Source organism: Hufsiella arboris, assembly GCF_009834875.1.
In the GTDB taxonomy this organism is placed as follows: domain Bacteria; phylum Bacteroidota; class Bacteroidia; order Sphingobacteriales; family Sphingobacteriaceae; genus Hufsiella_A; species Hufsiella_A arboris.
In genome coordinates, this window is record NZ_WVHT01000012.1 from 20061 (window position 1) to 45069 (window position 25009).

A 25009-nucleotide genomic window follows, 5' to 3' on the forward strand; every position below is an offset into this window, starting at 1 on the left:
AGTTGAGTTTTATTGAACAATGACCCGCATGATATCGGTTCTCCCATCTGTTGAAACCACATGTATAGCATAGATGCCCGGCTTTAACGACAGAGAACCGATATCTATACTGAGGGTAGAGCCAGTGTTTTTAAAAAAGGCACTCGCTACTTCGCGCTTATTTCCGTCCAGATCAACAAGATGAATTCTTGAAATACCTTTATAAGAGTCCTTGAACACAATTTTCAAATTGCTTTTAACAGGGTTAGGATACAAAACGGGAACATTTGAGACTTTTTCCGATAACGGCTTAACTTCTTGTTGATTTTGAAAAAAAGCTTTGCCGGCTGCATATTTCGCTGAAGTTATTACTGTTGCAGACTGAGGTTTTGCTATAACGAAATATGCACACATCGCGCCGGACGCAGGGCTTTGAAGGTTTCCACCCAGGCTCACCTGGCCCATGGGCATTGGCTTATAATACAGATTTAACCGCAACATCTTCGGGTCGTCTGTTCCAATCTGATCGGCAAGTTTTTGCCAGCCGGACAACCATGCAGGCAGAACAGTAGCACGCGGATCGTATGCAACGTAAACATCTGCATCTTGAGACAAATCAAAGGTTAGCAGCTTTGCCGAATTATTGTATTTATCGTCGGCCGGTGTTTTAATGAACGATGCACCAACCAGCGACACAGGAACCAACCCAATTTTATAGTTACGGTCGGTGTAATATGTGGTTCCGGTAGCAAGCTGCGCTAATTCATACTTGTTGCCTGTAAACGGTTCGATATTACTAATTAAGCTATCTGCTGAGCTCTCGCTGTTGGCTCTGACAATGACAACAAACTGGCATTGGGCACCCGCGGCCGGACTTTGCAAATTGCCCCCGATCAATACATTACCTGCACTGAACTTTTTACCGTACAGGTTAAAGGAAACAAGCTTAGGATCGTCGACACTAATCTTATCGGGCAGCTTTTCCCAGCTGTTCAGCCAGTTGGGCAATACAGTGGCACGACTGTCATATGCTACAAAAACTGTAGCTTCTTTGGTAAGGTTAAAAGAGAGCAGAGAAGATGAGTTATTCGATTTATCATCATTTGCAGTAAGCAAGAAGGGCACTCCGGTAAGTGAGGAAGGAACTGAAGTTATCTTATAGGTGCGATCGGTATAATATGTAATGCCGGCGGCTAGTGTCCCTATGCGGTACGGTTTGCCGGTTGTAGCAACAAGGTTTGTTACCAGACTGTCGGTTGTGCTATCAGCCTTAAAATTTGCTATAAGCGTTTTACTACGGTCCATTAATATCGTTAAGGGATTTGTCGTTGCGCTCGTATCGCCAGTCCATTTATCAAACTTCCATCCGGCGGCTGCGTCAGCTGTTAGCAGCACCGTCGATCCATCATAGGTAACGCTATCAGGACTTTTTGTTACTATCCCACTTCCATTTTTATTTACTGTAAGCGAGTAACCGGAAAGCGGTTTAACAACCGTTAAGTTCACGCAAAAACTGGCTTTTGACCCCGAAGGAATCGCTGTCGCGGTAATCGTACCGGAATAATTCCCCTGCGGCAGGCTATCTGCATTAATGGTAATTTCAACATCCTTGCCATTTAACGTGGCCATACCACCAGCATTCTTTGACACGGTAAGCCAGCTGGCATTTGAAGTGGTAGTAAACTGAGTAGAATCCTGGATAACATATAACAGATTCTTACCAGTTAACGTTCCCGCCGAATCAGCTTTCACGGACAGGCAAGGCACTGAGAACCCGAGTGTCCGGACATTGCTCCTTGGAATCGTTGCCGAATATGTTTCAGTGCGCTCATCGCTGTAAACAGTCCGTGCGCCGTTGGTTATTAAAAACTGGTTACCGGCAAGTTTTGCCGATAAGCCCAGATAACTGGCGGGTAACTTCAAAGCGGCCAGATTTGTCCAGCTTCCCTTTCCGTTATTGGCTTCCGGAGTAAACTGGTAAACCGTATTTTGAGTTACGTTATTTACACCCTGGCCGGCCACCATGTATATCTTACCATCAACTGCAAAAGTTGCAGCTTCGGCATGTGAGCGCACCACCGGCAGATCGGTAAGCCTCGTCCAGGTATTGGTTAGCGGATCATAAACATGGCAATACTTTTGATCCAGGGCGCTGCAATCATGCTGAAACTGCCCGCCAAAAGCATATATTTTTCCACCAAGAGTGACATAACTTATATGATTTCGTGGAACCGGCATTGGGGCGAGCTTATTTTCCCAGGTAACATGCGCGGGATCTGCAAGATATTTATCTACGTCGAGCGTTAAGTGCAATATGGCCTGGTCATCACACAATGTTGGACCGAACCCTCCAAAAACGTGAATTGTCCGGCCAAGCAGGGCGTACCCGCCAGCACCCATTGGGAAGGCTTGTCCCGTTTCGGGATTTATCAGTTCAGGCCCATCAGACCATGTGTTTGTAGTGATGTTATAAATAATTACCTGGCTACTGGCCGGACCATGCGCATCAACTGCTCTCCCGCCAATGATCCAGACATTATCATCAACTAATGCAATACCGTTGTGCGTAATTTCTTTCCCTGCAGGAAAGGGTGCTATCTGCGTCCATTTATTCCTTGCGATATCATATACTTCATTGGTTTTTTCAATAATCGGATTATCGCCAAAGCCTCCAAAAACATACAACTTGTTCCGGTAGATAACATTATTGCATTCGGCTCTTTTACGGATTTCGTTGGCCTTACGTATCCACTGGGCGTTCGCTTTGCCACCGGCGAGCAGAATAAGCATAAATAATCCGGCAGCAAACCTGAGGCTGCGGACAGTTAGTGAGAGAGGTTTCACGTTATTAGGTCAAAGGTTCTAAGTTTTCAAGCGTGTTTCTACTTTAAATCTAAGCAGAAAGAGAAGCGAACACAACGCTGTAAATCAGATTGTTCGGTTCTGTGAACTTGTTATACAGATTTTCCCAGCGCTGTTATTACCAGAGACGTTGCAAGAAATGACAAGTATTATTTAAGCTCGATATTGTAAAAGCGAGCGATATAAGTCAGCTGGTAGAGGATGAAAAAAAGTACAAGTCCAAGGTGAAACTTCCGGTTGTCGGTCCGACTCGCAAAAACACACAGAACAAGTAGTCCAACCGCCCGAATTATCATTTCGATACCGAATCGATTTACATAGGCGTCGCCTTTATTAAGGTATCGAAGATGTTGGCCAAAAATGACAGTCCCATGAACCCGAAGAACCATTTCTTCCTCGAAAAAAATAATCTTCATAATCCTGGTAATCGTTTAAATCATCCGGATATAACAGTGAACAGATGACATAATATTTAGTGATATAAAGAACGATGAAAAAGTAGGTAAAGAAATGCCATTGTATAATTCCGGAAAGCAGGAATTCCCACCACCAGAAAGAACCAGGGTAATAAATAAGTAAATGACCCATAACAAATGAATGCCATAGGGCTTAACGCGGGAAGGATGCTGGACAAACTTTACCGTTCCGCGGAGAAGATGAGCAAGGCTGAAGCTAGGCGTAATGCCAATAACGTATTTATATACGTGAATACTTCCATACAGTATATGACCGCAAAACTCCCGGGCGTGAAGGGTTAATTAATTCACCGTTATGCTCTTTTTAGGCTCAACCGAACAGGTTGACTTACCGTTTTTAAGGTTAACCTTCGCTTGTGAAGTGTAGGTTCCTGCCTGTTGATAAGTGTGCGACGCGGTGGTGCCGTTGATGGTTTCCTTTGTGCCATCACCATAGTTCCACTCGACAGAATTAACAGTAAGTGAACCATTGTAGTCAATAATGAAATAAATCGTTTTCGGATTGTCGCTCGCTGTTGTATATTTCATACTCACGAGCAGGGATTCACCAACGCAATCTATCGCAGCAGTTGTTGTTTTTTTGCAGGAAACGTCCAAATAAAAGATGAATACAATGAGGGTGAATAAGCCAAATTTCAGTTTACCTGGGGTAATAACTATTATTAAATTACAGTGATTAAGAGATCGGTAAAGTCATTCAATAAATAAACTACTCAGCTTTTTTCCAGAGCATAACGCCGCACAACCGCACTTAAGGTAGCACCGATGACGGGCGCCACATAACCATCCAATTGCCGGTCATTCTCCTTCCTCCACCTGCACTACCTCGTATTTGTTAGCGCCATCAACCTTTACGGGCTGGTAATAGGTTTCGCCAACTTTCACATAAGTTTCATCTCCCACTTTAACTTCTTCTCCACCTTCAGGAAGATTAGTCACTACTGCTCCGGCCGGCGGCGCTACTACTTTATAACTGCTTCCGCTCTTTTCATAATATGCTCCGCCATAGTAATAATTGGTCGTGTTATTTACCACCACCGTTTCAGTACCCGACGGAACAGTCGTTATGGTTCCTCCCACGGGAGCCTGAACTACTGTATAACCGTTGTTCGCCTGCTGGTACCAAACGCCCTGATCATAATGATACTGCGCATTTTCAACAGCTACAACAATAGCCGTGGTGGCCAGGGCGGCCACAAAAAAGCCCCATGGGTGCCATACCGGACCCCAGTAAAATGGGCGAAATGGGTGATAAACGTATGGATGGTAACCGTAATATCTTCTGCCGCCATAAACATACGGAGGGCGCACATAGGTATTTAAATTATTACGGCGTACGACAGTATTGCGGTTGTTAATATTGACATCCCTGCTCCGGTCAACATTGATGTTGACATTCTTACGGCTGTTATCAACGTTCACCTTATTGCCGATGTTCGTTTTGTTGCCAATGTTAGTGTTGTTGCCCGGTCGGTTGTTATTGTTATTACCGGGGCGACTGTTATTAATAGATGCTGGCCGGTTATTACCGGTGTTGTTAGCTAAGCCCGGGCTATTATTATGTTGGTTTGAACCGCCCCTGTTTTGAAGAGCTGAACCTGCATTAGAACGTCTGTCAGGGCTAACACCTCGACCAGAAGATGAGGTCATAGCCGGTCTGTTGGCCGATATATTACCGCCGCCGTTTATTGATCGGTTGGCTCCGCCGGATAGCCGGGAAATTCCGCCACCACCACCACCGCGATGTCCCAGGCGCTGGGCAGCCAGGTCTTCAGAAATTAAAAGAATAAAACAGCTGGTGAGCAATCCGAGCGCCATGTGGCGATACCTCCTGCTTAGCTTTTTCATAGTTATGATATTAAAATTAACTAATTCTTTTTGGATAAAATGATGAGCTTATTCGCGTTGGCGGGCTTCTCGAAACTGAATAATGAGTCGGGCAGATCGGGATTTAATTTCCAGTCGGTGATATTTGCTTCATAATGCTTTGTATTTTCATCCAGCCCGATGATGATCAATTTAGCCGGCAGGCAATTCTCATCCGCATTAAGCCATAATTGTATGGAAACCTGTTTGCTCTTCGCCGCGATCTTATGATAAGCCTTGTCGTTTATCGTCATCTTTCCCAGGTACTCGATACGGTCGGATATATCGATTAGATCGTCGGTGAACGTCGGGTAAAAAAAATCGGACGCTGGAAAATCCACTCCGTAATTCCGGTGTACTTTATCAATCGCTTCGACGGTTGTAGAAGGAGCCGAGTCCATCGTTCCATAATTATTCTGTGTATAAGAATAGTAAACCAGGTTCTTGCCATTGAACCAGAAGCCCGCTTTTCCTTTCTCGCCTTCTGACATTACCTGCATTTTATTGTTGCCCGAAAAACTGACCTTGCTTTCATTAAATTCTGAAAGCGTCCCAAACTGCGAATCGTTTTCGTCTGATAAGGAACGAACCGTAAAACTGCAGGAGTTCAGCTTCCCGATGGTATTGGTCATCTTATCGAGCAAATTAATGGCTGCAGAGTCCAGGAATTTTTGTTGGGCAAAGGAATCGCCGGAAAAGATAGCTCCTGCAAACAACAATCCTGTGAACGACCTGATTATAGTTGCTTTTTTCATAAGCTTATTTATTTGTAGTCTCCCGGCATTTATTTGTAATCTGTGCCAGGCTAGCATAATTAAAATAAAGTTAAGCTTAGTTAAAAGTAAACCGCGACTATGCGGAATGTGAGAAGTTTCAAATTACAAAGTGAAACCATTATTATATCGGCAAGGCTGATGCAAGGAGGCCGAATCAAACTCCCCGGCGTTTTTAATACCTCGCGCGTTGCTTTATCCCTTGGAACCTTCTTCCAATTTTTTTATGTCCGCGATCGACATTTACTACTACAAGTTGTCAAAAACAACCATAATTAGCAGATTTACAACTAACAGGTTCCGCGTTTTTTACCGATTCTGATGTGAATCAAAATACTTTTGCATTGTCGAAAAATTAAAAACACTTATGGACACTAAGAAGATTGGCAGCAAAATTGCCAAAGCACGAAAAGAAATCAACATATCCCAAGCGCGACTTGGTCAACTTATATTTGTCAGCCCGCAAGCAGTTGGAAAATGGGAACGCGGTGAGTCTATCCCGGACATCATTACATTTAACCGGCTCGCCCAAATTCTGGGTGTTGATCTCAACTATTTTTCGGACACTTTCAAATCCGCAGTCAACGAAGCGGCAACCGAATCTCTTGTAACCCAACCGGCCGAATTGCTACCAGAACAACTGGAAAACAAAGTTGGCTGGGATATGTCACGCGGAAACTGGGTGGACGCGGACTTTTCCGAATTAAAAAATTTGCATGAAAAATTCAGTTCTTCTAGCATGCAGAACTGCAAGTTTATCGCTTCGGATTTATCAAAACTTCTTCTAAAAAACAATAATATCGATAGCTGCAACTTCTCCGGTTCCGACCTGAGCAGCAGCCGTATTCGAAACTCAAATTTAGTCAACAATCTCTTTAACGACTGTTCGCTAAAAGAAGCTGAACTATCAGACAGTCATATAAAAGGTTGCGATTTTTCTGGCGCAGATTTTTCCGGAGTGACATTCAAATCGTCAGACTTCGTAAAAAATATAATGATAAATACAGTTTGGAACCGCGCCTCGTTTAACTCCACTCATTTTGCCGATCTTGTTTTTGACGGCACAATAGAAAACTGCCATTTTGAAAATTGCGGATTTTCCAGGGTGACATTTCAAAATGCAACGCTCATTAATATCTTCTTTAAAAATAATCATCGATTGAAACAGGTTCAGTTCATTGATTGCAAGGCGGACAATCTAACTTATGCTTTTTTGAAAAACGGAAAGGCGGACCTTACAGGTATTACATTGTTGGCAACATAGCAACATGTTCTTACTGCACGACAGAATACTTCTTTGCTAGAAATTTTTGAGCGACAAATCTTAAAAAGTGGTGGCCTTATTCATTAAGCTATGTAATATGATTTCATAGAAGGTTTAAGTGGCCCTGCGCGACACTTAAGCCAGATTTGGGTTATCATTAAAAACCAACAGCAACGTCAGTGATTAACCGTATAAGCTTGAAAAAATTAATGGATCGTTATGCCGGTTTTATTTTATGAGCAAATCAGCGCATGGTTGACCGGATTTCAACAAAACCGAAGGAGTTGTTATTCAGGAAAACCCCTTCGAGTTTTTCCGATGCAATGGTTACCAGCGGAATCAATCACATTACAAAAATGTATATCAAACCTTATAGTGCAGGAAAACCACGCCGGTGTCATACTGCCTTACATCAACGAGCTTTAAATTTTTGTAATGATCAGCGCCTGGAAAAAGAGCTTTACCACCGCCGGCCGCAACGGGGCATATTTGAATGTGATATTCATCGATCAGGTTTGCCTGCATCAGCGATTGTGCAAGCGAAATACTGCCCCATAAAACCATATCCTTGCCGTCTTTTTCTTTAAGCTTTTTTACCTCTTCCATTGCATCACCTGAAAGAACCTGTGCATCCGGCCATTTGCCCCATGGCGCTTTCTTCAAGGTATTTGAAAAAACAATTTTAGGAATGCTGTTTAACCTATCGGCTATTATTTCAACATCATTTGTAGCCGTGGGCCAGAAATCCACGAACAATTCGTATGTCTTCCGTCCCAGCAGGATGGTATCAATGCTCTCAAGGAAATTCAGCTGATCCAGGTCCGAATATCGGTTTGCTTTCGTCTCCGGAAAAAAATCCAACTTGCCGTTCTTATCCTCCGCATAACCATCCAGGGACAACCATTCTTCCAATATCAATTTTTTCATGCTATAGGTATTATTGGTGTTAAGTTAGGTTACAACTGAAATCTTATTCGGTTTTTGCACGCTCCCGATTACAGTTGCTATAATCGCTTTCTTGGCAATTTTGGCAGAAATGTTATCTTTATAGCTTGTTACATAGTCATATGTAATTGTGATAAGGTTTAGGTTACTCCAGGCAGAAATGTCTGGAGTTTTTTTATTTAACAGGCCACGATTTACCAGGCGCGTGATCTGATTCACTCCATTTGGCTTCTTAAATTTTTAACCTTTAATATATTTGGAAGTCAACTACCCGTACTAATCAACATGCAGAAAAAAATAATAAGTTTTCTTCTAACTGTTCTGCCGACCTGTGCTTTTTCACAGGCAGTAAACATCGATCATTTCAAAGCTTTGAAATTGCAGGGCAGCACAACCGTTTATGATTTAAAAGCGGATAAATGGCATTACACGGATAAGCGGGATGCCGCCCGTAAAACCTTGCCTGCCTCAACTTTTAAAATAGCTAACTCCCTGATTGCTTTGGATACGAAGGCAATTGCTGACACTGACGTAATTATACAGTACGACGGTCAGCCTAAAACTTTTAAAGGAACAATTGTGCCAGAATGGAACGTAAGCACAGACATGAAGAACGCATTCAAAAATTCTACGATCTGGTTTTATGTAAAAATGGCCGAGAAAATAGGGATAACAACATATCAGCATTATCTAAGGAAAATACATTACGGCAATCTTAAAATCAAACACGGGAAAAATGGCGACTTCTGGAATTATGGATGTTTCGGAATATCGCCTATTAACCAGATTAATTTTCTAAAGGCCTTATATCTAAATCAGTTACCGTTTACAAAAACTACCATAGATAAGGTGAAAGATATGATGTTGATTAAACAAACGTCAAAATATTCCTTATATGCGAAAACGGGATGGTCATACGACGGTTTTGATAATGGCTGGTGGGTTGGGTACGTTGAAACAGGCAACAATATTTACTTCTTTGCTACCAGGGTTACAAAATCATTGAATGAAAAAAACGATCAGTTTTCTCAAAGCAGAATGAGTATAACGAGGCAAGTATTCAAGGAATTAAATTTGATCAGTTTAGATTAGAGAGCAACTTACCTAAAAACAAAAAACCCCGTCTACTTATCGTAAACAGGGTTTGTGGTGGTACCTCCAGGAATCGAACCAGGGACACAAGGATTTTCAGTCCTTTGCTCTACCAACTGAGCTAAGGTACCAACCCGTTTGGGACTGCAAATGTAGTGTCTTTTTAGACTTAAAAAAATATTTTTTCATTTTTTTTCGAACCCTCAAACAATCACCGATTTAAACTTATTCTAAATTTTATTTTTTATGCATGCATAATAAATTTTATTTTGCGGCATTCACTAACTTCGTACTAAACCTGCAAAAGCAATGATTGGTCAGATTATATTTTTACTCGTCACCATAGCCGCTATCGGGCTTTTTACTTATAACGCTCGTAAAATTGTCCGGAACATTAAACTTGGCAAACCGCTTGACAGATCTGACAGGCGAGCAGATCGATGGGCAACAATGGCTCGTGTTGCACTTGGGCAAAGCAAAATGGTGGTAAGGCCAGTGCCTGGTATCCTGCACATTCTGGTGTACGCCGGATTTGTAATTATTAATATTGAAGTGTTAGAGATCGCGATTGATGGCTTATTCGGCACACACCGCATTTTTTCATTCTTAGGCGGCTTTTATGGCTTCCTGATCGGAGCATTTGAATGGCTCGCTCTGGCAGTTTGGATTTCTTGTGCTGTTTTCCTGATCAGAAGGAATATTGTTAAAGTAAAACGCTTTTGGGCGCGCGAAATGACATCCTGGCCGCGATCGGATGCCAACTACATCTTATTCGCCGAAATACTTTTGATGTCGGCATTTTTACTAATGAATTCGGCTGACCATAAACTACAACTGGAAGGCGCTACTCATTATCTCAAAGCCGGTGCTTTCCCTGTAAGTTCCTGGCTGAGCCCTTTGCTACCGTCATCAGAATCAAGCCTGGTTCTGCTCGAACGTATTTGCTGGTGGTTTCATATCGTCGGAATTTTTGCGTTCCTGAATTATCTTCCCTACTCTAAGCACTTCCATATCATACTGGCTTTTCCAAATACATACTTTTCCAAGCTGAATCCAAAAGGAGAATTTGATGATATGCAGTCCGTAACAAATGAAGTAAAGGCGATGCTCGATCCATCATTCACACCGGTCACATCAGCTGAGCCTGTCAGATTTGGCGCAAAAGATGCAACCGATCTGACTTGGAAAAATTTGATGGATGCATATACCTGCACTGAGTGCGGCCGCTGCACCTCTGTTTGCCCCGCCAACATCACAGGCAAGCTTCTTTCACCGAGAAAAATTATGATGGATACCCGCGACCGGATTACCGAGATCGGAAAAAATATAGACAAACACGGCAAAGATCACCGGGATGGGAAAGCATTACTCGACGATTATATTTTACGGGAAGAAATCTGGGCATGCACAACATGCAATGCCTGTACCGACGCCTGCCCGGTAAACATCGATCCGCTTAACATTATTGTTGAATTGCGGCGATACGCGGTAATGGAAGAATCGCAGGCAGCGGCAAGCTTGAACAGCATGTTCGGCAATATTGAGAATAATGGTGCTCCGTGGAAATATTCTCCGGCAGACCGGCTTAACTGGGCTAACCAATAACATTTACAGCAAGAAAATGACTATACCTACAATGGCAGAAATGCTTTCAGAAGGCAAGCAGCCAGATATATTATTCTGGGTTGGATGCGCAGGCAGTTTCGATGAACGCGCACAAAAAATCACACGGGATATTTGTAAAATTTTAGACCATGTCGGTATCAGTTTCGCCGTTTTAGGAACTGAAGAAAGTTGCACCGGCGATCCGGCAAAAAGAGCAGGAAACGAATTTCTATTCCAAATGCAAGCGATGGCTAATATCCAGGTGTTGGATGGCTATCAAATAAAAAAAATTGTTACCGGGTGCCCGCATTGTTTTAATACATTAAAAAATGAGTATCCGGCGTTGGGCGGCAACTACGATGTTATTCATCACTCTCAACTCATTCAGCAACTCATCGATGAAGGAAAATTGAAGGCTGAAGGAGGCGAAAGCTTTAAAGGGAAAAAAATAACTTTTCACGATCCTTGTTACCTAGGCCGTGGCAATGGCGTTTATGAAGCCCCCCGCCGCGCCCTCGAAGTACTGGATGCCGAACTGGTAGAAATGAAGCGTTGCCGTAGTAACGGTTTATGCTGCGGAGCCGGCGGTGCACAGATGTTTAAGGAACCGGAAAAAGGTGCTAAAGACATAAATATAGAGCGTATTGAGGAAGCGCTGCAAACTAATCCGCAAGTTGTTGCCGCCGCCTGTCCTTTCTGCATGACAATGCTTCGCGACGGTGTTAAAAACTTCAACAAAGAAACGGAAGTAAGCGTACTTGACATTGCAGAAATTACCGCAAGAGCTAACGGTTTATAAAAAAGAAAGCGGTTAATCCCTGGCGGGAACCGCTTTGCTAAACACACTTTATTATTAATTTTAGGAAGGACAATACGAAAACTGAATCAAAACCGGGAACTAATTCCTAATTGTTCCATACGTCAAAAATGCGGCAAAGCTTTTGAATTACGATGAGTAATATCACGGTATTTGGGAGGGGGAAAACACCCTTTTTTATCCGGGTGTTTTTCATCAAAAAATGAGGTTAATAAGCGGCGCTCTTTTTTATCTGCTCAAGATTTTCCGGAAGTTTATTGAGATTGTCAAGATTAATGTTCCGTAACGGCACTTCAAGCTGATGACTCATTGAATCAATATTGCCGGCCGGGTCGTTGAATGTTTGAACAATAATGTTGTCGCTCTGAGTTTTTAATGAAAGCACCCCTGAACTTTCTGTGCCCAGGTAGTCCAGGCTTTCAAATTTCGACAAGTTGAACGAATAATATTCCTGCTTGCCATTCGCCAAAGTTTTGCGTAAGCGGAAAAATCCGTTTTCTGTAATCGCCAGCTCCCACTTTTTCAGCTTTGTTTTGCCATAATCAGGATCGAAGCTTGTGGAAAAAAATTGATTGCTCGCCTCTATACTACTGTTTGCTCCTCTAAAAGCAAAGCTTCCAACTAAAGCAATCAAGCCGACCAAAAGATAAAATGCCTTTTTTTTCTTACAAAAAGCTAACATAATAAGGCTTGTAAAAAACCGATACAAATTAATAAATTCAATAATTTTGGAAATGCAATTTTCTCAACATTCCCGCATTTGGATATATCAGTCGCAACGAGCGTTAACTAGCCAAGAGGTTCACGAAATCTCCACTATCCTGCAGAATTTCGTCGGGCAATGGCAAGCTCACGGGAATGATCTTGAAGCAGGATTTGAAATTCGCTATGACAGATTTATCATTTTAATCATTGACGAATCAGTTGCGGGCGCCACAGGCTGTTCTATTGACAAATCAGTTAAGGTTTTGCATGCAATTGATCAGCAGTACAATCTCAATTTATTTGACAGGTTCAATCTGGCTTACCGGGATCATGATCTTATTATCGACTGTACACGAAGCGAATTCGAAGCTAAAATTATTGAGGCCTTGATTAATGAAAATACAATTGTGTTTAACAACATGGTTCAAACACTTGCTGAGCTGAACACATCTTGGGAAATACCGTATGCAAAAAGCTGGCATGCCAGGGTATTTGGAGAACTCGCAAAAGCCTGACAAGCAATAACTGCATTCTGCAAAACAAATTAAGCAGTGTCGGTTTATATAATAAACCCGTACACCCTGAATGTCTCGCTGGCTGAAAATCTCCCTTATAGTCTTCGGATCGCTTATTGGCTTTCTACTTCTGCTGTCAATTGCTGCATCAATTTACGTTTCGGCCAATAAAAAATCCTTACTGGATAAAATCATGGTCCAACTAAATAAGAATATCCACGGGAAGCTTACTGTTGGCGATATTGAACCCTCACTTTTCAAGGGATTTCCCGGAGTAGCTGTTTCTTTAAAAGATGTTTTGCTACGCGATAGTTTGTGGATAACACACCGCCATGATTTGTTACGTGCAAAAGATATTGATGTATCAGTTAATGTGTGGTCGCTGATTGCGGGAAATACTGAGATAAAAAAAATTGGAATTAATAACGCAACGATTTATATCTACACGGATACTTCCGGATATAGCAACACTTCGCTATTTAAGTCACCAACCAAAAAGAAACCCGAACAAAAAACGAAAAAAGGCACACCGGAGTTTGGGAAGTTTGACTTTAACAATGTCAACCTTGTTATTGACAATCGCCGGAAATACAAATTATTCAATTTCAACATCCACGATATTAAAGCACAGGTAGATTATCCTGACAGTGGGTGGGCGGTAAAAGCTAAAGTTGACCTCTTTGTCAACAATTTTGAATTCAACAGCCGAAAGGGAAGCTTTATGAAACAGAAGGCGATTAAAGGAAACCTTGACGTTCATTATATTATTGATAAAAAACTCATTTTGGTTGAGCCAAGTATATTGAATATCGGCGGCGATGATTTTACTGTTGGAGCTAAAATTGACACGTATGACAAACCAGGCTATTTTATACTCGATGTGGCCGCTAAAAATATTTTGTTTAAAAACGCAGGCTCCTTACTGCCGCCAAATATTTCCGGCAAACTGGCGATGTTTCAAATCGAGAAGCCAATGGATGTTCAGGCAAGAATCAATGGGGCTACTGGCAAGGCTGGAGAACCGCTGATTAATGTTTCGTGCGCTGTGAGGAATAACAATTTAAAATTTCCGGGCGGTACCATTACCGATTGCAGCTTTGATGGAACGTACACAAACAGAAATAATACCGCCCTGGAAGTAAGCGACCATAATTCTGTGATCCGATTTAAAAAATTGTCTGGCAAATATTACAATGCACCATTCAACGTCGACACACTAACCATTACCGACCTTAAGAATCCGATCGCGCGGGGTAAAATCGTTTCTACGTTTCCCCTAGATAATTTAAATCAGTCGCTTGGCGGAGAGACTTTCAATTTTAAGAATGGCACAGCCGACCTGAAGCTAAACTACGTTGCAAATATCGATAGCTTTAAATTTACAAAACCGGTGGTAACGGGGATTATAAATATTAAAGACGCAGATATCCTTTACATTCCCCGAAAATTACACTTGGTAAAAAGCGCGTTAACCTTAAATTTCAGACAGAACAGATTTTCGCTGGACAATGGACGATTCCAGGTAGGAAATAGCATTTTATATGTAAATGGTGCTGTTCAAAATTTCTGGAACTTTTATTATACGGCGCCTGAAAAGATTGAACTAAACTGGAATCTCCAAAGTCCGCAGCTGTATTTAAATGAATTTATTCCATTTCTCGGCCCACGAAATGCGAAGAAAAAAAAGCGGTCAAACAACATCATTGAACAGCTAAGCAATGTGCTTGATCAATCAAAAGTGCAAATGAAACTGAAAGTAAATAAGGCTATCTACGATAAATTTATTGCGCGAAATCTTGACGCCGGAATCTTGCTGTCGGAAAATGGTATCTACCTGCAAAAAATGACTGTTAGCCATGCCGGTGGCAATCTTTCGTTAACGGGTAATGTACGAACAGGCTCGAACAGCAATAGATTTACGATCAGTTCTGTAATCAGCCACGTAAACGTTAAAGACTTTTTTTACTCGTTTAATAATTTCGGACAAACCACGTTAACCAGTAAAAATTTAACCGGTTTACTGTCTGCCCGTGTAAATGCTTCAGGAAACATTTCTGATATTGGAAAGGTGCTGCCGCGCTCTATGAACGGGTTAGTTATTTTTAATTTACAGAAAGCATCATTGCTTAATTTCGAACCGATCCAAAAAGTTGGCAGTTTCGTTTTTGCCAACCGCGATTTCAATGATATCCAAATAGGAACACTCGATGGAACGCTGAAAATCAAGGGAGATGAGGTTGATATCAGTCCTATGCAGATAAACTCTAGTGTGCTGAATTTCAATGTGAAGGGCACCTATGGTTTGTCGCCGGGGAAAACTAACGTCGAAGTTGACGTGCCTATTCGCAACCCGAAAAAAGACGCCGATATTACTGACAAGAAACTCCGGAAAGAACGCCGTATGAAAGGCCTGGTATTACATTTAAAAGCTACAGACGAAGAGGGAAAATTAAAGGTTAAATGGAATAAAGATCATGATTAGAAAGTATGTTCGTAATTGATTTAACCTATATCTCATCGCTCGATGAAATCGATCAGCACATGTCCTCGCACGTTAAGTTTCTGGACAAATACTATAAGGAGGATATATTCTTAATGTCCGGAAGAAAAAAACCAAGAACCGGCGGTATCATCATTGCGCAAGCAGACAGCTTGAAAGAAATCGAGCAAATCATGCAGCATGATCCTTTTTATAAACATAAACTGGCAACCTTTACTGTTACCGAGTTCAACGCATCGCAGACGAATACAAAACTTAAAAGCATTCTCAAAACTTAACTTTTCCCATATTCCGCATATTTCGAAGAATCAAGCGCTGTTTGTAGTAGTTATATCGCGTTGGATGTTTTGGTGTCCAATGTAACGGAAGCGGCAAAATTGCCACCAGCATAGCCGCCTCACCTTTGGATAAACTGGTTGCCGGCTTCTGATAATAAGTTTGTGTCGCGGCATCTGCTCCGTAAATTCCATCGCCCATTTCGATGACATTCAGGTAAACTTCCATGATCCTCTTTTTGCTCCAGAAAATCTCAATAAGCGCGGTAAAATAGGCTTCAAATCCTTTGCGGATCCATGATCGTCCCGGCCAGAGAAATACGTTTTTTGCCGTTTGCTGACTGATCGTACTTCCTCCTCTCACTTTCTTCCCCTGTTCATTCTTTTTATAGGCTTTCTGAATAGCTTGCAAATCAAAACCCCAATGCTGTAAAAAACGGGCGTCTTCGCCGGCCATTGCCGCTAGCTTCAGATTATTTGAAAGTTCGTCAAAAGACAGCCAGTGTTTTTCAATCTTCCATTCTTTACCGTCAAACTTTCTTTCAATCCCTCGCTGAAGCATCAGCCATGTAATCGGAGGATTAATAAAACGATAAAGTAAAACCCAGGCTACTGTAACACAAATATAAATGATTACAGCCTTGCGGATAAAAGTGAGAGTTTTAGAGAAAAAGCTGGACTTTTTGCTTTTTGCAGGAGATTTTTTCTTCGCCATCAGAGGCTCCAAAAATAAAAAAGGTACTCCAATTGAAGTACCTTTTCATGGTGTTTTTCAAAAAAACTTATTCGGCAACTACCTCGAAAGGAACTTTAACCTTAACCTCTTTATGAAGGTTTAAGTTAGCAACATACTCGCCAACAAATTTTGGTTCAGTTTCGAATGTAATCCGACGACGATCAACGTCAAAGCCTTCTTTCTTCAATGCATCAGCAACCTGGATGGTATTAACCGCACCGAATATTTTTCCGCTTTCACCTGCTTTTGCACCAATTGTAAGCTTAACGCCTTCCAATTTAGTAGCAATTGCCTGAGCATCGTTTTTAATTTTATCTTGTTTAAACTGAGCTTGTTTCAAGTTCTCAGCCAAAACTTTCTTAGCGGAAGAAGTTGCCAAAATTGCAAATCCCTGAGGAATCAGGTAATTGCGTCCGTATCCTGGCTTAACGTTTACTACGTCGTCCTTCTCGCCCAGATTCTTGATATCTTGTTTTAAAATAATTTCCATTTCGCTTATCCCCCTATTTTAATGAATCTGCAACATAAGGTAATAAACCGATGTGACGGGCACGCTTAACAGCCTGAGCCACTTTACGCTGGAACTTCAATGAAGTACCTGTTAAACGGCGTGGTAATAATTTACCCTGGTCGTTAATAAACTTCAATAAAAAGTTTGCGTCTTTGTAATCGATGTATTTGATACCGTTCTTTTTGAAACGGCAATACTTTTTACGGTTATCCTCCACTTTTGGAGCGGTAACGTATTGGATTTGTTCTTTTGCCATTAGCCTGCTACCTCCTCTGATTTAGCATCTTTCTTTTTGTTGAAAGCGCCGCTGCGTTTTTTCTCGTTGTAAGCCGTGGCATGTTTATCTAACGCAATTGTTAGGAAACGCATAACTCGCTCATCACGTTTAAATTCAACCTCCAGCTTGTTAATTAATTCACCCGGAGCCTTAAATTCAGTTAGGTGATAGTATCCTGTTGTTTTCTTTTGAATAGGATACGCAAGTTTCTTCAGACCCCAATTATCCTCCTGGATAATTTCGGCTCCGCCATCTGTTAAGATTTTTGTGAATTTGGTAACTACCTCTTTCGCAGCATCTTCAGATAACAACGGGGTCAGAATGATTACTGATTCGTATTGTTGCATTACTGTTTGTTTTTATTCCCCTAAACGGGGACGCAAATGTAGGGATATTTGTTATGATATTCAAGCGGTTGTGCGGAAATTGTTTAGAAGATATAATGTGTTTGTTTTCGATTGTATTTAATAGGTATGAAGTTCGTCGGTAAGTTTTGCCAAAACGTTACGATTCTTGATTCTAATTTCTCCGTTTTAGCTGGTATTTATTGGATGTAGTTAGTTGGAGAGAATATGCCACAAACTACGGGGCGAGTTATTACAATAAATTATTGGGAATGTTTTTTGAAAAGCAATGCCATTTCCTTTATTAAAGTTTGTTCCCGCTTTACACTCATACGCCTGCAGGCCTTCAGCACATTGGCCGGTATCCGTTTCAATCGGGTTTAAATACTTCTGTTGTGCAGCTATTATCGAATTGCCAGCGTTCTGGTCGAGCTTGTTTCTCAGCCCCGTAACGCTCGTCGGGATTTAAAATCCAGACGTAATAACAATGGATTTGTAATCCAAAAACTTATCTATCTGCAAAAACATCTTCGAGCGAAAGCACAAATCCGGGTAAAACTTCAGTTGCTACCTCGTCACCAATGGTAAGAAGCCGCGACGGGACAAATTTTCCTTCTTCGTTCAAAATATATTTAAAAAAGGTTTTTTCTTCAGGATGAATAATCCAGTATTCTTTGACGCCAAATTCTTCATACACTTCATACTTGTTTTTCAACTCCTTCTTGTTATTTCCTTTGGAAAGAATCTCAACTACAATATCCGGTGCGCCGATACAGCCGCGAAGGTCAACCTTTGAAGGATCACAGATAACACATAAATCGGGCTGCAAAACCGTTTTTATTTGTTCGTCGGCTTTTGATGTACGATACAACCGAACATCAAATGGAGCAGAAAAAACTTCGCAAGGCTTTCCTTTTAAATAATTGAATATATTGTTAAACACTATACCCGAAACGCGCTGATGAATTGATCCGGGTGCAGGGCTCATATTAAATATTTTCCCTTTAATTATTTCCAGGCGTTCATCAAATTCCCATTTAAAGTAATCTGCATAAGTATACGATCCGGAAAAATCAATATCTTCTACGCGACTTATAATCGGATCTTCGACGATTTTATAATCCTTCATATTCGACATGCTTAATCAAAAATACTAATTTTTTTCGCACAGATTATCCGGGCGCTGCTTTATAATTCGCTTCTTCTTCTTATTTTCGTGGCGATGGAAAACTTCATTGTTTCAGCAAGGAAATACAGGCCGGTAACGTTTGAAAGCGTTGTCGGACAGCAGCATATTACCAATACGCTGAAAAATGCCATTAAAAACAATCAACTGGCTCAGGCATTTTTATTTTGCGGACCACGCGGCGTTGGTAAAACAACCTGCGCGCGTATTCTTGCGAAAACAATTAACTGCCAAAATTTATCGCCAAATATTGAGCCCTGTGGCGTTTGCGAGTCCTGTCTTTCATTTCAAAATGGAAATTCGTTCAGCATTCATGAACTTGACGCCGCTTCAAACAACTCCGTTGATGATATTCGCAGCCTGATCGAGCAGGTTCGCATTCCGCCACAAAGCGGAAAATATAAAATCTATATTATTGATGAGATTCATATGCTGTCGCAGGCGGCGTTCAATGCCTTTCTTAAAACGCTGGAAGAACCGCCTTCCTATGCAATCTTCATTCTCGCTACTACCGAAAAACATAAAATCCTTCCGACGATCTTATCGCGCTGCCAGATTTTCGATTTCAACCGTATTCGCGTCGAAGATATGGCCAGTCATCTTGCCTCGATAGCTGACAAAGAAGATATAGCATTTGATAACGACGGGCTCCATCTTATTGCCCAAAAAGCCGATGGCGGCTTGCGCGACGCACTGTCCATGTTCGACCAGATTGCCAGTTTTTCAAACCGTAATATAACGTACAAAGCGGTAATCGACAATCTGAATATTTTAGATTACGACTATTATTTCAAGCTCACTGATTTCCTTTTAAAGGAAAATGTAGCTCAAACGCTTGTAATTTTCGACGATATTCTGGCTAATGGCTTCGATGGAAACAATTTCATCATTGGCCTTGCTTCGCATTTCCGTAACCTGTTAGTGGGAAAAGATCCCACTACACTGAAATTGTTGGAAGTAAGTGAGGGAATCAGGCAAAAATATCTGCAGCAATCACAGGCTACTTCTGCCTCTTTCTTACTTTCAGCCTTAAACATTGCTAACCAGTGCGATCTTAATTATAAACAAAGCAAAAATCAACGCTTGCAGGTGGAAATGGCGCTGATCAAAATGTGCCACATCGCATCGGCTATAAACCTCGTAAATCTTCCAGTTTCAAACAACGATTCCGAAAGGGACTTAAAAAAAAAACCTGATACATTAATATCAGAAACTGAAAGTCCAAAGCAAAACGTCGAAAACACCACTCCAAAAACTTCGGTAACATCTAACGAAGGGATTGAAAATCAACCGCTGAAAAAAGAAAACGATGGCCCTGCTAGTGGAGATTCTGAAGCAGCTGATTTGCCGGTTGAGCCCAAGGCGGTTCCGGTTGAAAAGCCAAAAGTCACGATGCCAAAGCCCGGTCTCGTCACTTCATCGTTAATACCTAATTTGAATGACCTCACGGTGAAATCAGAAGTCGCTGAGTCAGACGAACCTCAGTATATTTCAGGTGACGCTAAAAACGCCTTTTCAAATGATGACTTTCTAAAGCTCTGGCATGAATATGCTTCAAAATCAAAGGCTGCAGCGAAGCTAAATTTATTTACTGTGATGACTTCCAATCCGCCGGTGCTGCTTCCTGACTGGAAAATTGAAGTGATCATCGAAAACAAAATTCAGCAAGATCTTTTGATCCTTGAAAAAATTGATCTGTTGAACTTTCTACGTGTCGAACTTAAAAACTTCAGTATCGATATCGTACCGAAACAAGCCGAGCAAACGACGAAAAGGAGGTTGTATACCTCAAACGAAAAATATCAGCACATGGTAGAAAAAAATCCTGCGCTGGAAGAATTCAGAAGGCACTTTAATTTGGGAATAGAATAAGGGAGTAAAGATGACAAGATAAAGGAATAAAGACAGGCCGAGTGCCATCCTTACTCCTTCATATTTATCCTTTATCTGCTAAACTTGGTCATTTTTTGGATAACCCTCTTCATCCAGGTCGTCACGTTTATCCTCTTCAGTTTCGGCAAGCTTCTCATCAACAGGATCAACTTCCACAATAGAACCCTTGTCGATATGCATTCCTAACTTGTCAACCTCAGTTTCTAATGACAGATCCTTATCATATTCGTCGCCTACATACGGATTTGCCTCGTCCCAATCCGAGTTGTCATCTTCACCGTTTGGGGCTGCAGTATCATAAGGATCGGGGTGATCATAGTCCGGATCATCACTTTTTACATCAAGTTCATAACTATTTTCCTCTTCATTAAAAGCGAGATCATTTTGATCAATAGTTTCACCGAGATCGTCTTTTAATGTGCGGTCTCTATCTGAACCGGTATCGTTAAGTTCAGGGAAATTCTCATCTGGTAATGCCATTCTTAATTATTTTCAGGTTAAACATTCAATTTTCATTATAGTTCTCGAAGCACCTCAATTTCGCATTCTTTACTTGTCAACTCGACTGATCTTCTTATTTTTACGGCTCATTTGAATACCCGATAATTTTTAAATCATGGAAAAAATAAAAGTAGCCAATCCGGTTGTGGAGCTTGATGGTGACGAAATGACCCGCATCATCTGGAAATTTATTAAAGATAAACTGATCACTCCTTACCTGGACCTGGATATCAAATATTATGATTTGGGCATGGAATACCGCGACCAAACCGACGATCAGGTAACAGTTGACGCGGCCAACGCGATCAAACAATATGGCGTTGGTATTAAATGTGCCACGATTACTCCTGACGAAGCTCGTGTAAAAGAGTTCAACCTGAAACAAATGTGGAAATCGCCGAACGGAACTATCCGTAATATTCTTGATGGTACTGTTTTCCGTGAGCCTATTGTAATGAGCAACGTGCCACGTTTGGTTCCAAACTGGACTGCTCCTATTTGCATCGGTCGCCATGCCTTTGGAGATCAATACCGCGCAACCGATTTCCTTACTAAAGGAAAAGGCAAGCTTACCGTTACGTTCACTCCGGAAGATGGCGGTGAAACGCAGTCATACGAAGTTTACAATTTCAAAGGGGATGGTGTTGCATTAACCATGTATAACACGGATGAATCAATCCGCGGCTTCGCACACTCATGCTTTAACACCGCTTTACAAAAAGGCTGGCCTTTATATTTATCAACCAAAAACACCATCCTTAAAAAATACGACGGCCGTTTTAAAGATATTTTTGAAGAAATTTTCCAGGCTGACTATAAAGCGAAATTTGACGAAAAAGGTATCGTTTATGAACATCGCTTAATTGATGACATGGTTGCATCAGCGTTGAAATGGAACGGAAACTTTGTTTGGGCTTGTAAAAACTATGATGGTGATGTTCAGTCGGACACAGTTGCTCAGGGCTTTGGTTCATTAGGATTAATGACTTCAACTTTGGTTACACCAGATGGAACCGTTATGGAAGCGGAAGCTGCCCATGGCACAGTAACACGCCACTACCGCGAACACCAGAAAGGCCGTCCAACTTCTACAAACCCAATTGCTTCTATTTTTGCATGGACAAGAGGTTTGGAATTCCGCGGTAAACTGGATGGTAATCAAGAGCTAATCGATTTCTGTCATACCTTAGAAAAAGTTTGTATCGAAACTGTTGAAAGCGGTAAAATGACCAAGGATTTGGCGATCAGCATTAAACCAAATGTTGAGCACGGAACAGATTATTTGTACACAGAAGAATTTTTGGATGCAATTGATCAGAATCTGAAAGCGAAACTAGGTAAGTAAGATTTAAATTTTTTAGGGAAAGTCCGGCGATGAGCCGGACTTTTGTATTTATAGGCAGTTATTTTTTAAATTCGTCTTGATATTTCCTCCGGCTTAATATGGATCCTGTAGATAACCTTTTCAATTACAAATACGGCATCTTCTACTTTAACAAAAACGATTATAGAACCGTAGTGCCTAAACAATCACGGGCAATGGGCTGGACTTTGAATTTCGCCAGCTGGAAAACATATATATTCCTGTTATTCATGCTCGTTATTGTTGTGGCATTTACACTATTTTTAGGCCTCCGGAATTAAATCCAACAATTTTCCAGCTCACAAATTACTTCGGCATCCTTATCTTTGTTGATGCTTAAAAGACTTTTATGCGTTGCACTGGTTTTTACAATTTCTAAATCGTACGCGCAGACTGAAAACTACCCATCCTACTCCCACGACAACGTTAATGCTGTTCTCTGGCAGCAATATTCTGGCGAGTACCGCGCTCTCTGTTTTCAAGGCTATAATTTTGCAAAGCTTAGTCTTGACCAGGCGCTGAAAACGAAATCGGCAAAGAAAAGATGTATCGTGGTTGATATTGATGAAACTGTTCTCGACAATTCGCCCGCTGAAGGTAAACAACTGCAAAAAGGCGGCGTGTTTAATTATAACGACTGGAAAGCATGGACGGACCTTGCCAAGGCCGACACCGTTCCGGGCGCATTGAGTTTTTTGAAATATGCAGCGAAAAAAGGCGTGGAAACGTTTTATATCAGCAACCGGGGTTTGGATGAGAGCGCTACAACATTAAAAAACCTTGTCGACTGGGGATTCCCGTTTGCGGATCAGAAACATTTGATGCTAAAAGACAAAACATCTAATAAAGAAGCTAGGCGCCAGGAAGTTCTTAAAAATTATAATATCGTAATGCTTTGCGGCGATAATCTTGGCGATTTCGCGGAAGTGTTTTACCAGCGCAATCAAACCGACCGAAACACCGCTGTGGACAGCTTGCGCAATGAATTTGGCAGAAAGTTCATTATGCTGCCCAATCCAATGTACGGCGACTGGGAATCCGCGATTTTCGATAATAAAAAAGGATTAACAGAACAGGAAAAATCGGAGATTAAAAGCACGAAGCTGAAATCTTTTTAAACAATTAAGGCTTAGTTATGTAACTAAGCCTTAATTGTTTATTTCTTTTTGGGAACCTTTGCCCCTTCTTTCCGGGCTTCCGATAATCCGATTGCAACAGCCTGTTTCTTTGAAGTTACTTTTTTACCAGATCCGGATTTCAGTTTTCCTTCTTTCATTTCGTGCATCGTATCATGCACCTTTTCCTGTGCTTTTTCTGAATATTTTGCCATGATGTTTTCCAATTAGATATCAGGATAACAAGAGAAAATGGAATTGGTTCATGATTGAAACTCGGGCCGTTTGTCTCCTTTAATAGCAGCATTAAAGAACCGATCGACACACCTTTCTTCACTTAAGTTCTTGCTATTTAAATCTGATTTGTATTTTAGCGCCAAATTTTAAAACATGGCAGACGAAACAAAAATATACACCAAGCAAGAAAGTTTAGAGCATTCAAACGCCAGCAGTCATTACATCATTATAGTTGCTGCCGTTGCAATTGGATTTTTAGGTGTTATTTTGCGCTTCTTTGGCGATAACAGCATGCTTGATCTTGCTTCCAATATTTTGTTAATTATCGGAATTATTATAGGCTTTAAAGCAGTTTTTACTATCCTGAAATAGCATCAAGCTATTTTTAACGGCTTTTTTGTAAGATTTTTAAGCACTGGATTTGTTTGAATCATTTTCAGTGCACAATCATACCCCAACCAGTAAATTTCTTCCGTTTTACCAATGTCGAAAATGCTGGTTGCTCCCATTCCCTGAGGCTCGATAACTACGTCGCAAAGCGTGTACTTGTTTTCCATGTCGGCATTGGTTGACATGATAGCTGCACGTTCAATCAATTTTTTGAAATTAATAATCTTATCTACCACCGGTAAATGATTACAGGTCGAGCCGATTACAATGTCGCAATCCTTCCTGAGCGGTTCTACCGGAAAATTATTCAGGACTCCGCCATCTACGTACATCTGGTTATTGATAATTACTGGCTTGAAAACGCCTGGAATAGCACAGGACGCCTGAATAGCTTTAATTAGTTCGCCGGACGAAAAATAGGTCAGCGTTCCTTCGCTGAAGTTTGTAGTAGCGATTGTCAATGGAACAGCTAGTCCTTCAAACGAGTTATGCGGAATCAGCTCTAAAAGAAGCTTTTGCGTGTTTTCAATACTTAGCAGCCCATTCGCGCCGAAGGAAGCACGGATAAATTTGAGAAGCTTTACTTTCAGAAATTCATACAAAATCTTTTCAGGATCGTGCCCTTGTGCAAACAACGCACCCACTATTGAGCCTGCGCTTGTTCCGCTGACGTGATCAATCTTAATGCCTGCATCGGTAAGCGCTTTCAGTACGCCTAAATGTGCAATACCGCGAATTCCTCCGCCGGAAAGAACAATTCCAACTTTTAAATGATCGGCCAT

General features: G+C 41.3%; 27 protein-coding genes and 1 tRNA gene. 11 read left to right on the top strand and 17 right to left on the bottom strand.

Annotation, left to right across the window (positions count from 1 at the left end):
• Nucleotides 1-9: 9 nt before the first annotated feature.
• The 5 genes from GS399_RS18670 to GS399_RS18690 all read right to left on the bottom strand — a co-directional run bounded on the left by GS399_RS18670 (nt 10) and on the right by GS399_RS18690 (nt 5938).
• Nucleotides 10-2823: a Kelch repeat-containing protein gene (locus tag GS399_RS18670; protein WP_160846181.1), complete on the bottom strand. Its 2814-nt coding sequence runs from the start codon at nt 2821-2823 to the stop codon at nt 10-12.
• A gap of 351 nt (nt 2824-3174) precedes the next feature.
• A complete protein-coding gene (locus GS399_RS18675) occupies nt 3175-3429 on the bottom strand; it encodes a hypothetical protein (protein WP_160846182.1) in 255 nt (84 codons plus the stop codon).
• 170 nt (nt 3430-3599) lie between these two features.
• Nucleotides 3600-3845: a PKD domain-containing protein gene (locus GS399_RS18680; protein WP_160846183.1), complete on the bottom strand. Its 246-nt coding sequence runs from the start codon at nt 3843-3845 to the stop codon at nt 3600-3602.
• A gap of 270 nt (nt 3846-4115) precedes the next feature.
• Nucleotides 4116-5165 (bottom strand): DUF6515 family protein, encoded by a 1050-nt coding sequence (locus tag GS399_RS18685; RefSeq protein WP_160846184.1) that lies wholly within the window; start codon nt 5163-5165, stop codon nt 4116-4118.
• Nucleotides 5166-5185: 20 nt separating this feature from the next.
• Complete coding sequence (locus tag GS399_RS18690; protein WP_160846185.1) at nt 5186-5938, bottom strand: DUF2092 domain-containing protein; 753 nt, start codon at nt 5936-5938, stop codon at nt 5186-5188.
• Between the two features lie 385 nt (nt 5939-6323).
• Between GS399_RS18690 and GS399_RS18695 the strand changes: the two genes are divergently transcribed.
• Complete coding sequence (locus GS399_RS18695) at nt 6324-7220, top strand: pentapeptide repeat-containing protein (RefSeq protein WP_160846186.1); 897 nt, start codon at nt 6324-6326, stop codon at nt 7218-7220.
• A gap of 363 nt (nt 7221-7583) precedes the next feature.
• Here the strand turns inward: GS399_RS18695 and GS399_RS18700 are convergent, their stop codons facing one another.
• Both GS399_RS18700 and GS399_RS18705 read right to left on the bottom strand, forming a co-directional pair.
• Nucleotides 7584-8147 (bottom strand): dihydrofolate reductase family protein, encoded by a 564-nt coding sequence (locus tag GS399_RS18700; protein ID WP_160846187.1) that lies wholly within the window; start codon nt 8145-8147, stop codon nt 7584-7586.
• A 24-nt stretch (nt 8148-8171) separates the two neighbouring features.
• On the bottom strand, nt 8172-8384 hold the full coding sequence (locus GS399_RS18705) for a hypothetical protein (protein ID WP_160846188.1): 213 nt from the start codon (nt 8382-8384) through the stop codon (nt 8172-8174).
• Between the two features lie 66 nt (nt 8385-8450).
• On the opposite strand from GS399_RS18705, the gene GS399_RS18710 reads away from it, so the two are divergent.
• Nucleotides 8451-9257, top strand: coding sequence for a penicillin-binding transpeptidase domain-containing protein (locus GS399_RS18710; RefSeq protein ID WP_160846189.1), 807 nt, complete (start codon nt 8451-8453; stop codon nt 9255-9257).
• Nucleotides 9258-9312: 55 nt separating this feature from the next.
• Here GS399_RS18710 and GS399_RS18715 read toward each other — a convergent pair.
• A tRNA-Phe gene (locus tag GS399_RS18715) sits at nt 9313-9388 on the bottom strand.
• A gap of 178 nt (nt 9389-9566) precedes the next feature.
• Between GS399_RS18715 and GS399_RS18720 the strand changes: the two genes are divergently transcribed.
• The gene (locus GS399_RS18720) at nt 9567-10862 is read left to right on the top strand and encodes a 4Fe-4S dicluster domain-containing protein (protein ID WP_160846190.1); all 1296 of its coding nucleotides are present in this window, start codon (nt 9567-9569) and stop codon (nt 10860-10862) included.
• A gap of 16 nt (nt 10863-10878) precedes the next feature.
• Nucleotides 10879-11661, top strand: coding sequence for a (Fe-S)-binding protein (locus GS399_RS18725; RefSeq protein ID WP_237488001.1), 783 nt, complete (start codon nt 10879-10881; stop codon nt 11659-11661).
• A gap of 226 nt (nt 11662-11887) precedes the next feature.
• On the opposite strand, the gene GS399_RS18730 is transcribed toward GS399_RS18725, so the two are convergent.
• The gene (locus GS399_RS18730) at nt 11888-12361 is read right to left on the bottom strand and encodes a hypothetical protein (protein ID WP_160846192.1); all 474 of its coding nucleotides are present in this window, start codon (nt 12359-12361) and stop codon (nt 11888-11890) included.
• Nucleotides 12362-12413: 52 nt separating this feature from the next.
• Between GS399_RS18730 and GS399_RS18735 the strand changes: the two genes are divergently transcribed.
• The 3 genes from GS399_RS18735 to GS399_RS18745 all read left to right on the top strand — a co-directional run bounded on the left by GS399_RS18735 (nt 12414) and on the right by GS399_RS18745 (nt 15677).
• Entirely contained in the window at nt 12414-12899 is a 486-nt protein-coding gene (locus GS399_RS18735) for an ABC transporter ATPase (RefSeq protein ID WP_160846193.1), read from the top strand.
• A gap of 70 nt (nt 12900-12969) precedes the next feature.
• Nucleotides 12970-15381, top strand: coding sequence for an AsmA family protein (locus GS399_RS18740; protein WP_160846194.1), 2412 nt, complete (start codon nt 12970-12972; stop codon nt 15379-15381).
• Between the two features lie 5 nt (nt 15382-15386).
• On the top strand, nt 15387-15677 hold the full coding sequence (locus tag GS399_RS18745; RefSeq protein ID WP_160846195.1) for a YciI family protein: 291 nt from the start codon (nt 15387-15389) through the stop codon (nt 15675-15677).
• Here GS399_RS18745 and mtgA read toward each other — a convergent pair.
• The 5 genes from mtgA to GS399_RS18770 all read right to left on the bottom strand — a co-directional run bounded on the left by mtgA (nt 15667) and on the right by GS399_RS18770 (nt 18671).
• Nucleotides 15667-16389: a monofunctional biosynthetic peptidoglycan transglycosylase gene (mtgA, locus tag GS399_RS18750; protein WP_160846196.1), complete on the bottom strand. Its 723-nt coding sequence runs from the start codon at nt 16387-16389 to the stop codon at nt 15667-15669. The two genes, GS399_RS18745 and mtgA, sit on opposite strands and share 11 nt — an antisense overlap.
• A 67-nt stretch (nt 16390-16456) precedes the next feature.
• Nucleotides 16457-16900, bottom strand: coding sequence for a 50S ribosomal protein L9 (rplI, locus tag GS399_RS18755; RefSeq protein ID WP_160846197.1), 444 nt, complete (start codon nt 16898-16900; stop codon nt 16457-16459).
• A gap of 13 nt (nt 16901-16913) precedes the next feature.
• Entirely contained in the window at nt 16914-17177 is a 264-nt protein-coding gene (gene rpsR / locus GS399_RS18760) for a 30S ribosomal protein S18 (protein ID WP_160846198.1), read from the bottom strand.
• Nucleotides 17177-17545 carry a 30S ribosomal protein S6 gene (rpsF, locus tag GS399_RS18765; protein WP_160846199.1) on the bottom strand — a complete coding sequence of 123 codons (369 nt, stop codon included), beginning with the start codon at nt 17543-17545 and terminating at the stop codon, nt 17177-17179. Before rpsF ends, rpsR begins: the two co-directional genes overlap by 1 nt.
• A gap of 505 nt (nt 17546-18050) precedes the next feature.
• A complete protein-coding gene (locus tag GS399_RS18770) occupies nt 18051-18671 on the bottom strand; it encodes a Uma2 family endonuclease (protein WP_237488002.1) in 621 nt (206 codons plus the stop codon).
• 93 nt (nt 18672-18764) lie between these two features.
• On the opposite strand from GS399_RS18770, the gene GS399_RS18775 reads away from it, so the two are divergent.
• A complete protein-coding gene (locus GS399_RS18775; protein WP_160846201.1) occupies nt 18765-20600 on the top strand; it encodes a DNA polymerase III subunit gamma/tau in 1836 nt (611 codons plus the stop codon).
• A gap of 78 nt (nt 20601-20678) precedes the next feature.
• Here the strand turns inward: GS399_RS18775 and GS399_RS18780 are convergent, their stop codons facing one another.
• Nucleotides 20679-21101: a hypothetical protein gene (locus GS399_RS18780; protein WP_160846202.1), complete on the bottom strand. Its 423-nt coding sequence runs from the start codon at nt 21099-21101 to the stop codon at nt 20679-20681.
• Between the two features lie 136 nt (nt 21102-21237).
• Here GS399_RS18780 and GS399_RS18785 point away from each other — a divergent pair, with 136 nt between their 5' ends.
• Complete coding sequence (locus GS399_RS18785) at nt 21238-22467, top strand: NADP-dependent isocitrate dehydrogenase (RefSeq protein WP_160846203.1); 1230 nt, start codon at nt 21238-21240, stop codon at nt 22465-22467.
• A 350-nt stretch (nt 22468-22817) separates the two neighbouring features.
• Nucleotides 22818-23603, top strand: coding sequence for a 5'-nucleotidase, lipoprotein e(P4) family (locus tag GS399_RS18795; protein WP_160846205.1), 786 nt, complete (start codon nt 22818-22820; stop codon nt 23601-23603).
• A 38-nt stretch (nt 23604-23641) separates the two neighbouring features.
• Here the strand turns inward: GS399_RS18795 and GS399_RS20725 are convergent, their stop codons facing one another.
• Nucleotides 23642-23815 carry a DUF6496 domain-containing protein gene (locus tag GS399_RS20725; protein ID WP_202409514.1) on the bottom strand — a complete coding sequence of 58 codons (174 nt, stop codon included), beginning with the start codon at nt 23813-23815 and terminating at the stop codon, nt 23642-23644.
• Nucleotides 23816-23990: 175 nt separating this feature from the next.
• Between GS399_RS20725 and GS399_RS18800 the strand changes: the two genes are divergently transcribed.
• Complete coding sequence (locus GS399_RS18800) at nt 23991-24209, top strand: hypothetical protein (protein ID WP_160846206.1); 219 nt, start codon at nt 23991-23993, stop codon at nt 24207-24209.
• Between the two features lie 2 nt (nt 24210-24211).
• Here the strand turns inward: GS399_RS18800 and GS399_RS18805 are convergent, their stop codons facing one another.
• Nucleotides 24212-25009 carry a patatin-like phospholipase family protein gene (locus GS399_RS18805; RefSeq protein ID WP_160846207.1) on the bottom strand — a complete coding sequence of 266 codons (798 nt, stop codon included), beginning with the start codon at nt 25007-25009 and terminating at the stop codon, nt 24212-24214.